The following is a 12,259-nucleotide window of genomic DNA, read 5'->3' as shown; positions in this document are numbered from 1 at the left end:
CCCTCCTAAAGCGGAAATTCGGATATCATTCAATTTCATCAAGCATCTCCTCTCCAGTTTCTAGATCGTACCGAACTAGACTTTTTTGTGCATTGTTGGATTCCAATACAGGATCAGCAGTCCCGTCTGGTGCACTGCTTTTGGAAATAAATCCAGCATTTTCAGGCTCTAGAGATTTTCCTTCCACATCTTTTTTATCATCTTCATCAGCAATTACTGATTCGATTATGCCAAGTCCAAGGCCAATATATTTAATGATATTCAATACTTTTCCCGGCAATTTTACAGGAGCCAATAAGATCACTTGGACCACTCGACTTATTTTTTTGATTATTTTTTTCATTTTTTTTTAAATTTAGAAAGTTAAGAAGTTAGAGGGTTAGTAAGTTAGATAGTTAGACCTATTCAATTCGTTACTCCCTCACTTGTTCACTAGGTTACTTGCCCCTTCATTACTGATCGCTATCAAAACCTGTTCCTTCGCCATTAGCCTGACTAGCTTTTGATAAAGAGTCAAATAAGCTTTTTTTGAACGTCGAAGTTCATAATCACCTTCGATCAACTCCCAGCTTTCCCCTACCAACAGACATCCGGCGGTATCGCCAAAATTGTTTCCGATATGGATATAGACATAGCTATAGTTTGGGATCTCTTTGATCTCGATCATACCTTGATGGAGCACCGGAAATTTCCGCTTATAACGTGCATTCATGGCGCCATAGGTGTTTAAGATTAAGGGATAGTGACCTGCAGGAATTGCTGTTTCACTTTTTATCTTCAGTTCCCTTACCGCATCCTCCAAACCATAACAGATCAGCATATTGTCGACAAAAATTTCAGACAGGGTACTGTTGTTCCCCTGTCTGATTCGTTTGACCAGCATCTTCCCCATAGGAGTTTAGCGTGCTGTTAGACGAACGGCCTCACACCAGTCGCCGATACCTCTTCGATTGCGCGCACGGATCCTTAAGTAATAGGTAAAGCCCGGCTTTACCGGAGAGAAGATATTGGCATAACTCGTGCTGGTCTGAAAGATTTCGCCCCATGCCGGTTGATCAAACTGATCTAATTCACTCGTCACCTGGTACTCGTACAATAAAGCATCTTTGATCGGCTTAAACTTGATCTGCATTTGATTGCTTTGTCTACCATCCACAAGTGCAGCCCCCTGTACTTGGACGGGAACCTGTGCTGTTTTAGCATCATTCTCCAAGATCAACCCCGAACTCAATAAGATAGAACGTGAGCCATCAGCTACTATATTAACATAAAACGCGGTCTTTTTAAGACTCTCCGAGACGATCCTTTTACTATCATTCTTCTCCGCAATTTCCAGCACACTTCCGCCTCGGCTTGCTTTCTGCCATTTTACCTTAAAATCATCTGCTTGATTTTGAAGATCTTCTAAGCTGACCGGCAAATCAACCAATAAAACATGATCTTTCAGGCAGTCCAGTACTTTACCGACCAAAGTGTTAAACCCATCATCATTAATTTGTGAGTAGTCTAAGATTACTTTTTTCTTTCTCATAGTCATTACGTTTTTCGAGCTTCTGCTCCATTAAAAAATAAATGATAACCGATGCTCTTCCGGACGAACATCATGAAGCAAACATAGAAGCGGATCGAAATAAAAATCGAAATGTGGGACTAAATGGGACAGCAAATCAAAATGTGGGACAAGAAATGGTCAATGTGGGACAAGAATGCTTACGAAATTAAAAATTGATGCCAAAAAGTGATCACTTCTTGACTTTCAGGAGGACCATCTTTTAAAGTTTGGATCACATCATGGAAACAAATGATCACATCTTCATAACATGTGATCACATCTTTGAAACAAATAGGCATTTGTTATCCATATGTATTACATATGGATAACAATTGATAAAGTCTTTTGAAAAAGTGACCCTATCTTTAAAAGAAGTGATCACTTCTCCAAAATAAGGGGTCACTTCTAGACAATTAGCAGGAACAACTTTTGAACATGTTATTCCTTCTTCACAACAAGTAGTCCCTTATTTCAAAGAAACAAACGCTTGTTGGTCAGCAGTGATCCCATGTTGACAAGAAGGGGTTCAATCTGGTCAACATAGAATCACATCTTGAGCAGAAATAGATCAAGTCAGCCTACAGTAGTCAGTTGTTTAAAAGAAGTCCCTCTAAAAATCAAAGAAGAAGTCACATCTTTAAAAGAAGTAGCCACTTCTTTTAAAGATGTGACTACAGATTGACAACAAGTGATCCCTGATTTTGGAGTTTACCATCGTAATCTACTGGTGTTGACGTGCTATTCGAGCAAATTTTCCGAAAATGTAAGGTCCCTTTCCCCTTGATCTGTTAAATAGAAAAATGACATCTGACTTTAAGAAATACGGCCGTCTTCCGATCGTTATGGCAGGGAAAAGTAAGATTTTATTGACCGATCGATAAAAAGTTGAAGATGTAATGCCAAGTGTCTGCATCACCCATTTCGCATCTACGTGTTCGGGTACAGTATTGATCGTAACATCGGGGATGTTCAAATAGCTGGTCGTGAGATCCATCAGCTGTTTCAACAACGCATTGATATCATCAGAGTGCTTTTTTAAAGGAAAACGTTGAATAATTTCATTCAGCAGGATTTCAAGAGGATAATGTTTAAGGTCTTCTTGCAGCTGTTCTTCAACATACTGAGCCATGATCTCCTGCATCTGCTCGATAAGCTTGATTTTTGACATGCTTAATTCTTGTAAGGCAAGACACCAAACAGCCTGGGCACTCTTAATTTAAAAGTACCTTGATGACCCGCAGATCAAAAAATGCAGGTAAAACCAATACATTTGAATCCAAATAGGATTTAGCCAATATTTTTATGAAATAGTCAACTTATCCGCATAAACAGGGCTTAAGCTTAGTAAACCATGTTCACTTTTGATTGCTGACGTAATAATTTCTAATTTTTTATACTTCTTTATTGCCTCATCGAGCACCTCATGAAGTTTAGTCGTAATTTCAATACGTCCATCGCTAACATCCAAGATTTCAGCCTTAGCGATATACACACTTTTTGATATTTGATCATAGTCCATTTGCAACGCCCGACTCAATTGAGGATTTATCCGCGGCATAATGTCTAAATGCCCTAGCGCACTGAGCCTGATCACGATATCTTTTTTTACAATGACAATAAAAGCCTGATCCAAATATTGGCGTAGCTCCTGCCGCAGCAATCCATCATCCACGATTTTTTTCTCAAACAGCGTTCTATCCACCAGTCGTTTCTTTTTCTCATTATCCCTCCAAAAGAAATATACCAACCAAATGCCCGTATATAGCAACATCCACTTACATATCCGGTGATACTCATGATCGAGATAGCCCGTATCCCGAACATTCTCCTGCTGGATATAAGTTGTAAAAAAGATCATGTACTGTTTGATTCCCTTAGGGAGCAACAAATGAAATACAGCAATTACTATGATCATTTTGATGCAAAAAGAATTGAATCGTGAAAATCCACTGATCTGCATATGAAATAAGAACCGAATGCATATAAAACAGACGCACTGCATGAAAAATATAGAACCTGTTAAGGCAACAAAATTGATCAAATAGTAGCTTTCGACTATAATTTCAAACAGGTACCGCTCATTACGATCTTGTACCAGAAACAGTGCCCCTATTATAGAAAATAATAAAGAGGCGAATAGAAAACGGCCATAGTATTTCTGGTGTTGTGATGTTGACCACCAGTATTTATCAGAAAATTTGGGCACACAGGTTTTACAATTGATATCAATATCAAACATATCAGCACGGGCTTTAATTTATTTATTTAGGTTATAATTACTTCCTTTAAGCTAATATAACCATTATATTGTTAATTTCTTAACCATTTTGCGTATCACATTTCGGCACAATAAAAAAACATTTCGGCCAATAATCGAATTTTACTTAGCACGATTACCAGACATAGGGGCTATTTTTAGGATTATGAACAACAAAATAAAATCCTAAAAAATGTACAAATCACTATACAAGAATTTCATGCGAGCCCCTTAATAATTACCGTAAATAACCTAAGCCAATACATATTATCATAACAAGTAAAACCATTAAAATTGAAAAGTACTACGATATAACAGCCGTGTCCTAGTGCTACAGAAATCAATAAGTCAAACATTGTGTTCCTCTTCTAACTAGCCCATTATGCTCAAAACATTTTACTTTACCATACCTCAAGTCGATCTGTTCAGTAGATATCAGCATGATTTTCAACCCTTGTATCCCGATACGACAACCGTAAGATATGAAACTGATAAAATCCAATTGACGGATACCTATTTAGATTATCATTCCGTACTTATTTACCGCATGGAAGCCTATGTCTCCGAGTCCTGTAACTTGCCGCTCAAAACAGAAAAGTCAGATTTCCATCTCCTGTATACCATGAGTGCCCCAAGATCGATCATCATACAAAATAGAGACAACGAAGACCAAATCACCTTACCAAGCTCATCTGGTACATATATTTATGTACCAAAAGGAAAATATGATATCCATGTCCATCATGGCCATTATGATGTCTTTGGCTTATTGATAGATGTGGGATTTATTAGAGCAGACATCTTCTCGAGCAGTAGTTTTTTACATGAATTTAGAGCTGCACGTCAGCGGGATAAAAAGAAACTATACCAAACCCCGATCTGGCCGATCAAAGAGATGACCCGTTTTCAGATCCAACGACTAGAAGAAATATTTTTTCATTACCAACCGGATCATGAATATGAAGTAATCAAAATCATGTATACTCTTTTTGAAATTGCTAAGCAAAAACAATTTAGGATGTATTCCTATGTCGACCCCAGTGAAGATCTCGCCAGAAGAGTACGAATTGCTATTGCTGATCAAGTCAATCAAGAATTTAGCAACCTATCTCTCAGTAGTTTATCTCTGCGTTTTGATTTAAGTCACAAACGCCTTATTGCAGTCCACAAACAGTATTTCAAGCAGACTTTGCTACAATACCTGCAGCACCTCCTGATTATCAAAGCAAAAGAAAAGTTAACCCTATACACGGTCAGTGAAACAGCGATGTACTGTGGTTACAGTGAAGTCAGCAGTTTTTCTGATTTTTTCTTCAAGAAAGTAGGCATGCGACCCAGTACCTATCAACGGAAAATTTTAAAAAGAAAAAAACGAAGTGAAGAGCAATAAGGTAAATCGTGATGATTGACACCTTATCAAGAAAAAAGTCCGAAATCAAGATATGTCGATCACCGAAATCTCTATTTAAGATACACGCTATCTTTGAGTAGAGATACATGGATTAAATAAAAAAAATGATCACATAAATTTGAACTGTCTACGATTGGTACAAACCAAGAGCAAAACTCTCCAACTATCCGAGAGGATAAAAATAGGATAGATATACGTATTAAAATTTAAAATATGAGAACATTATTAAAAAGAGCCATCGGCGCAACAAGTGTGTGTGTCCTGGCAGCAGGAATGGTATTTGGAGCACATGCCTTTACGAAAAAAGCAGACAACAAAGTCAGCGAAGAGAAAAATGAATTAGCTGTTAAAAAGACAGATTTAAAGTCAGGAGAGCAGTGGTTTATCTTTATGGGTGGCGATCCAAATTCACCTTCAAATTATCAGTTACACAGTGACGGTACACAGTCTCCATCAGAATGTGTTACCGAAGAGACAGAGGTTTTATGCTCATTAAAAGCACAGCCATCAGCTAGTAATCCTAACCAACCTAATTTAGCTACAACAATCGAATCGCGTTATACTCCAGAAAATTAAACAAGATTAAACACATAAAAGGCAGCTCAGTAATCAGAGCTGCCTTTTATTTATCTTTGATTCTGAATCATATCACTCTGGCTTATAACCTGAAGTGGTATTAAAAAGGCATAACGTTTATCATTTGGAGGTAATGTGTATAACCGGTCACCTAATTTTTTCTCGATGGTATAGTTTAGACCTTCCAAAGCATTCAGTCTTCTAATGTCCATCCATCTCAATCCTCTAAAAACTAATTGCTTTCTCCTTTCCATTAGAATATAATTTAGTAAATTATTTTTATCAGATGGAATGCTTGCTATATCAAAACTACCTATGGTTCTATTTTTCAGCAATTTTACCATGTCATTTTTAGCTTCTTGTAGATTATCCAAACGTACGTTGCATTCCGCCTTAATGAGTATAACTTCATCACACGCAAGGCCTGTAAATTGAGTCGCCGACCCGTCGTAGCTTCCTACGAAATATGCTGTAGAATCACTTCTAAACTTAAAAAAAGCTTTTCTTCGCAAATCATTTAATGAATACGAAGCCAAGAGTGTCGTATCTATTCGCTGACGGCTTGTACCCCAAATAGTTTTGGTGGACAATCGATGATGAAACAGCACTTCAGAATTAAATCTTTCAATAGGATTGAATTTCGAAAAATTTAACTGATTGTAATCGATCAATGCATCCACCTTATTCAAACTTGCTGAAGAATGCTTCAGTGCATTTTTATAATTACCCATCACTAAATAAATTCTTGCCAATAGTGCATGAGCAGCAGTCTTATTCGGTCTAGTCTTATATATCGAATTATCATATTGCAGTAAGCCCAATGCGCTATTTGCGTCTTCTAATATCTGCTGATAGGTTTGTTCTAAGCTGGATCTTACTGATTTATATTCTACTTCAGATCCTAAGCGCAGTGGCAGACCTAACACTTCATCATTTCCCTCTCTCTTCCATGGCATACAAAATACCTGTGCGAGATGAAAATACTTAAAAGCTCTAAAAAAAAGTGCTGAACCGCGAATATCATTCGCTTCGTCAGATGCAATTTTTAATTTATCAAGTCCATCTAATACCGTATTGGCGTACAAAATATCTTTATAACCCAAAGACCAGTCATTCGACTCTTTATCATTTAAGACATCATCTAACCAAATGTATGCATTTCGTGAAGCTACATCAGACATCGATTGCCAGGCATTAAATTCCACATAATAGTCGTCCGCTGCAATTTCTCCAATAGATGGGGCTAAATCATTCATTGCTCCATTGTCCAAGATTGCTCTAAAATCCTTTAAATCCATCGGCACTACCATTGATTTATCAGATTTAACATCCAAAAATTCTGTATCACAACTGGTTAGCAACACTACTGCAAACCACATTATATATATCTGTTTCATAATTTAGTTTAATATCGTAATGAAAAACCTAGCGTGTACATTCGCGGTAAACTCAAATCAGACAGCGTTTCGGGATTCACCCTAGCGTTAGTTTTTTTATAAACAAATCCCAAATTCTCTACCATAGCAAAACACTTTATACTCCCTTTCAACAAGTTATATTCATACCGAATATCTGAAAGTCGAATATAATCACCCCGCTCAACCAATACCGAGCTATTACTATAGAACAAATCACGATTGTTTATATTAGGATATATCATTGCTGGCACCGATGTTTTTAGCTCATCGCCTGGCTTCTGCCATCTTTTCTCAAAATCACTATGCCCTCGCCAATCTTGATATAAATCATTATAATTTATAGATTCACGTCTAAAATAAAATCCAAATTTAAATGCAATTGCTGCTGAAATTGACATTGGTCCATAGGAAAATCGGGTACGATAATTTCCGTACCACGGAGCGACAGCAGGACCATGGTATATAAGCTCGTCAACATTTGTACTTGTCAGAATTTTACTATAATCTTTGTTAATCTGGCCCTCTTGCCATCCTTGTGGATCTCCGAATTCGTCTAGGCCTTGAAATGAATAACTATAAATAGAATAGATAGGTTTACCAACAATTGGATTCACTTTCATTCCTGTTCCCACAAAAAAGCTTCCATTTAAATTATTTTTCTGTTGATAGGATCTTACCTCATTGGCATTATAAGATATATTCAATGTATTTGACCAGATCAGTTTATCAATTGGGTTGACAGTATTCAAAGAAATATCAAGACCACGATTGCGCATTTCAGCTATATTGCCACGATAAGCGTAAGAACCATATGAAAGACCTAACCCCATAATACCTAATGTTGGGTCCAGGGGTGTATCACCAATGATGTCAGTTCCATCTTTTTGGTAGAGATCAACACTACCACTCACCCCCCCGCTCAATTTAAAATCGACACCTACATTTATAGTACCCGTTTTTTCCCATCTTAGATCAGGATTATAGGGATTTACCAGTATCGCATAATTAAGATTTGGATAAAATGTCTGTCCATTAGTATAGCGCATTGTCGGTAATGAAGACATACTATTATCTACATGACCATTAAAACCATAACTTAATCTAACTTTCAAATATTTAATAATATCTATCGCCAAGAAAGGTTGGTTGGTCAGATTATAAGCTCCGCCAATGGACCATAAAGGGATAAATTTTTGGTTTGTATTTACTCCAAATATATTTGATCCGTCTTTTCGCGCACTAGCTGAAAGCGTATATTTATTTTTAAAAGTATAACCCATATTCGCATAGTAAGAGACAAAACGGTCAGAGGTCGCGTTCAAAGACAATCCATTATCAATACGGTACCTAAAACTCTTATTATAGTACATCGGGTATAGCGCATTATGATCCAAAATCGCAAACGTAAGATCATTGTTATTAAAGCCATAGATCGTACTGGATTCATTTGATGCATCAGAAATCCGTTTTTCATAACCTCCCATCACGTCAAGTTCATGATTAACACTTTTAAAGTTATAATTAACCTGTGTACGGAAATAATGAGCGTAACTTGTTTGAATAGATTTATTCCTCACATCAGCATAAGGCACCGGATAAGACAACTCACCATTTGTTGATTCTTGAGTAAAGCGATTCACAAGATCACGCACATAATAACTATCTTTGTTTTTTAAATTTAAGCGGGTTTGATTATATAGAGATGCTTGATATTTGGTTTCGATATTAAGCCCTTTAAAAATGGGATACCGTAAAGTCAAATTTGACAATCCTTGATGTCTATTGCTCTTATCATTTATGAGTTGATTTTCATCCAACGGCCTGTATCTCCAATCTAATAGACCATTTTGATATGACTCATCCAGAAATTGGTCTCTATAATCTTTTAATACCACTGCATTATTATATTGATCATCCACCAATCGAGCATACGGATATATCCTTTTCGATCCGCCCGAGGTCAAATCTGAATAATTTAGTCCACCTGCATTCATTTTATTCAACGTATAATTCAACCTTAGATCTAACTGCAGCTTATTCCATAGTAAAAAATTATTTGTAGTATTAATCGTATAGCGATTACTAATCAGTCCCGTATGCGATTGCTGTTGATCCCATCCTAATTGGAGACTTTGACTATTAATGCCATTTGAGTTGGCTATCTGGACCGTATTCTGAAATCCAAACTCTGATTTATAAAGATATCTTTCCATATCCTTTCGAATATCGTATGTACTATATTTTGATATAATTTTACCCAATTGTAGATCCGATATTTTACCTTCTCTCTTTGAAATCAAAGCTTCCACTACTGGCGACAGGACCATTTTTGTTGGGCTTATTTCTTGATTATCATAGAAATTATTTGAAAAAAGAAATTTTTCAACTTCTATAAAATCTATTGTAGAGATCCAGTTCAACTCTTGTAGATCAGGCTTATTTTTTAGACGAAATGATGATGAAGTGAATATTTGAGTTTTACGTAATCCCTTTCCGTTTTTCGTCGTGATGACAAGGACACCATTACTTGCTCGTGCCCCCCAGATAGAAGCAGCAGCAGCATCTTTCAGAATCGTTATACTTTTTATGATCGCAGGGTCAATATCATCAATTCGTCCCTCATAAGGAAAATCATCTAATATAATAAGTGGTGCAGTGCCTCCAAAAATAGTACCTCTCCCTCGAATAGAAATTGTATTCCCGTCATTTTCTTCAAATCTTTTATCGAATACAATTCCAGATGTTAATTTATCTAGATTAGATAGCGCATTGCGATCCGAATATTGCATCAGATCATCCGATTTAATCATTGAAAATGAGCCCGTACTCCTTTCCTTCGACAAGCGTTGATAACCTGTATTAACGATTTCGACTTCATTTATAAGATTATTTTTAGGGCTGAGTTCTATTGGATCGGGAATTTCCGTTCCTTCTTTAACAATAAAATATAAAGTCTCATATGCCAGGTGAGTTACTTCTATGCGAATCCATCTTTGGTTTGGAGCAGACCATATAAATTCACCAGAACCATCTGTTAGACCAGTTATTATTTTTTGATCCGATGAGATTAGTTTAACACTTGCTTTTTCAATCCCTTTTTTGGTTAATATATCCACAACAGATAACTTTGTTTTGGTTTGCCCCATCGAAAACAAAAAAGCACTAAATAAAATACAGCACAGCACCAGTTTAATAAAACTAACCTTCATAGTTCACTCCCCCCTTCTTATAAGCACTGATCATAATTTTCAAGTATTTACCTTCAGGATCATAACGAGTTACATGATGACCGATATTGATTTCTAAATTATATAGGTCACGAAGCATATTCTTAAAATTACAGTTCAAACCAGCTCTTTCAGCACTCGAGCTTTCATAGAGTATACCGAGCTTTTTATGATTTGATTTAACCTCTTTTTCCACTATGGAATCGCTATAACATATCGTATTACCTAAGGTCATCACATTTAGTTTATCGATATCTTCTTTATAAATTTGAAAAAGCAATGTAAGCAAGGATGTATTATTTGCATACCATAAAAACTTATTGTCAACAGCATATCGTTTCAGAGATTCATATAGAAATGTAGAATCTGCGATGTAAAGGCTCAATCCATCAGCTTGATATATAATTTCACCAGCACCGTTCCCATCTGAAAAGAGAGGACGATTAGGAGATAGTAGATTTGCATTATATTTCCAATTCACCGGTTGATGATTCAATAGCTTTTTAAATTCTTGAATCGTTTGATCTCCTGAAAATTTCATTATTCCATAAAACGCACCATTTTTTATTACTACGGTATGCGGCAACGTATTATGAGCGAAATATTTAGAAAGGCCGGTATTCGAATGCACTTGTAGAAATTGTAATCCCATATCTTCCACCGATTTTGCCGTTTCTTCTTTACTTTGATACGTAACGGGAATAAACTGAGCATCATGAGATGAAAAATCATCATACATCTTATTTACTTCTTTTAGAGCATATCGGCAACCCTTACACCATGTCGCCCAAAAATCGAGAATAATCAATTTTTTATCTCTTAAATCCCCTAATTTGATACTTTTTTCTTCAGATCGAATATTCGTCGCCGACAGGGGCATATTCCATACTGCTTCAGGAATGGTATCACCTATTTTCAGGGGTCTGATCACATCAACTTGCGCCCCGCTTTCCATGACACCTCCCATCATCAGGATTACGAGCAACATATTTCCGGCAAACAGAAACCCCTTTTTTCTACGCCGCAGCTTCCGGATATATCCCCAAAAGCTAGTGCTGTATATATTTACTATTTTCATCATATTTTTAGACATTATGTATCCATATTCCATTTCACACCGAGGGAGACTTGATCCTAAAGTCTTTTTTAACCCTCGGTAGAAAGGGATTTATAAACACTGAAACTTAATTTTTAATTGTTGTCCCTTATTATGGGGTATATCTTTCCAGTAAAAAGCTGATCATAGCCCGTTTTTTGAGAATTAGGAAACGTTTTTTAGACTGGTACGAAAACATTTCTTCCCTTGAGGATAGCGCATAGCTCTTCCTTTTGCAAGTTTTTTGCATCATTTTAAGATTACGTTAAGCACAGTGCTGAAAGCAAGACTCTAGAAATCTTTACCTCGGTAACACCGCTTAACAGTTAAAAAATAAGATGGAAAAAATGCAATTATATGTCTTCATCACAGGTTGAATTGGTCTTCGCAATTGCATTTTGATTTATTCGAAATAAAATCCGATTCACTCATACAGAAATTCTATACCAATAGCAAATGTAGCTTTGCTTTACAGTAAATAATTCATTACTTTTAATGTGTCAAGAATAAAAGAACAAAAATGATTGATATAGAATAATAGCCTGTATAAATGAATCGGTAAAACCAACAAGGTTAGGGATACTAAAAATAGCTATAATTAGTCTGGCTATCTTTCATCGCCCTAAATAGGTAGATGAGCCTTTTTGGTTTTCAGGATTGACAAGTTATTCCGGTTGTCGAATCTTGTTTTTTAGTAGTGCTTTGATCGCGTTACACCTTTC

13 protein-coding genes are annotated in these 12,259 nt (G+C 36.4%); 4 read left to right on the top strand and 9 right to left on the bottom strand.

All coding sequences use genetic code 11. From position 1 onward, the window contains the following. Positions 1-25: 25 nt before the first annotated feature. From C8N37_RS05650 to C8N37_RS05640, 3 genes are all read right to left on the bottom strand, one after another. Complete coding sequence (locus C8N37_RS05650) at positions 26-343, bottom strand: hypothetical protein (RefSeq protein WP_108158003.1); 318 nt, start codon at positions 341-343, stop codon at positions 26-28. Positions 344-421: 78 nt separating this feature from the next. Next, positions 422-892, bottom strand: a complete 471-nt coding sequence (locus tag C8N37_RS05645) for a DUF5675 family protein (RefSeq protein ID WP_244914347.1) — start codon at positions 890-892, stop codon at positions 422-424. A gap of 6 nt (positions 893-898) precedes the next feature. Then, positions 899-1,531: a fibronectin type III domain-containing protein gene (locus tag C8N37_RS05640; protein WP_108158002.1), complete on the bottom strand. Its 633-nt coding sequence runs from the start codon at positions 1,529-1,531 to the stop codon at positions 899-901. A gap of 41 nt (positions 1,532-1,572) precedes the next feature. On the opposite strand from C8N37_RS05640, the gene C8N37_RS22750 reads away from it, so the two are divergent. Next, complete coding sequence (locus C8N37_RS22750; protein WP_170114482.1) at positions 1,573-1,722, top strand: hypothetical protein; 150 nt, start codon at positions 1,573-1,575, stop codon at positions 1,720-1,722. On the opposite strand, the gene C8N37_RS22745 is transcribed toward C8N37_RS22750, so the two are convergent. Then, positions 1,711-1,851 carry a hypothetical protein gene (locus C8N37_RS22745; RefSeq protein WP_170114481.1) on the bottom strand — a complete coding sequence of 47 codons (141 nt, stop codon included), beginning with the start codon at positions 1,849-1,851 and terminating at the stop codon, positions 1,711-1,713. The two genes, C8N37_RS22750 and C8N37_RS22745, sit on opposite strands and share 12 nt — an antisense overlap. A 254-nt stretch (positions 1,852-2,105) precedes the next feature. On the opposite strand from C8N37_RS22745, the gene C8N37_RS23155 reads away from it, so the two are divergent. After that, positions 2,106-2,234: a hypothetical protein gene (locus C8N37_RS23155; RefSeq protein WP_261775277.1), complete on the top strand. Its 129-nt coding sequence runs from the start codon at positions 2,106-2,108 to the stop codon at positions 2,232-2,234. A 39-nt stretch (positions 2,235-2,273) separates the two neighbouring features. Here C8N37_RS23155 and C8N37_RS05635 read toward each other — a convergent pair whose 3' ends face one another. Together C8N37_RS05635 and C8N37_RS05630 are read right to left on the bottom strand one after the other, a co-directional pair. Beyond that, positions 2,274-2,720 carry a hypothetical protein gene (locus C8N37_RS05635; protein WP_108158001.1) on the bottom strand — a complete coding sequence of 149 codons (447 nt, stop codon included), beginning with the start codon at positions 2,718-2,720 and terminating at the stop codon, positions 2,274-2,276. A 132-nt stretch (positions 2,721-2,852) separates the two neighbouring features. Beyond that, positions 2,853-3,791 carry a hypothetical protein gene (locus tag C8N37_RS05630; protein WP_108158000.1) on the bottom strand — a complete coding sequence of 313 codons (939 nt, stop codon included), beginning with the start codon at positions 3,789-3,791 and terminating at the stop codon, positions 2,853-2,855. A gap of 400 nt (positions 3,792-4,191) precedes the next feature. Between C8N37_RS05630 and C8N37_RS05625 the strand changes: the two genes are divergently transcribed. Next, positions 4,192-5,199: an AraC family transcriptional regulator gene (locus C8N37_RS05625; RefSeq protein WP_108157999.1), complete on the top strand. Its 1,008-nt coding sequence runs from the start codon at positions 4,192-4,194 to the stop codon at positions 5,197-5,199. 234 nt (positions 5,200-5,433) lie between these two features. Beyond that, a complete protein-coding gene (locus tag C8N37_RS05620; RefSeq protein ID WP_108157998.1) occupies positions 5,434-5,796 on the top strand; it encodes a hypothetical protein in 363 nt (120 codons plus the stop codon). A gap of 50 nt (positions 5,797-5,846) precedes the next feature. Here the strand turns inward: C8N37_RS05620 and C8N37_RS05615 are convergent, their stop codons facing one another. Genes C8N37_RS05615 through C8N37_RS05605 form a run of 3 tightly spaced genes read right to left on the bottom strand, consistent with a single transcriptional unit; the run spans position 5,847 to position 11,522 of the window. After that, positions 5,847-7,193 (bottom strand): RagB/SusD family nutrient uptake outer membrane protein, encoded by a 1,347-nt coding sequence (locus tag C8N37_RS05615; RefSeq protein ID WP_108157997.1) that lies wholly within the window; start codon positions 7,191-7,193, stop codon positions 5,847-5,849. 8 nt (positions 7,194-7,201) lie between these two features. After that, positions 7,202-10,423, bottom strand: a complete 3,222-nt coding sequence (locus tag C8N37_RS05610; RefSeq protein WP_108157996.1) for a TonB-dependent receptor plug domain-containing protein — start codon at positions 10,421-10,423, stop codon at positions 7,202-7,204. Continuing rightward, positions 10,413-11,522 carry a peroxiredoxin family protein gene (locus tag C8N37_RS05605; protein WP_170114480.1) on the bottom strand — a complete coding sequence of 370 codons (1,110 nt, stop codon included), beginning with the start codon at positions 11,520-11,522 and terminating at the stop codon, positions 10,413-10,415. Before C8N37_RS05605 ends, C8N37_RS05610 begins: the two co-directional genes overlap by 11 nt. Between the last annotated feature and the right edge of the window lie 737 nt (positions 11,523-12,259).

Source organism: Sphingobacterium faecium (assembly GCF_003054045.1).
In the GTDB taxonomy this organism is placed as follows: domain Bacteria; phylum Bacteroidota; class Bacteroidia; order Sphingobacteriales; family Sphingobacteriaceae; genus Sphingobacterium; species Sphingobacterium faecium.
The sequence above is the reverse complement of the archived record's forward strand: the minus strand, read 5'-3'. Positions and strand labels throughout refer to the sequence as shown.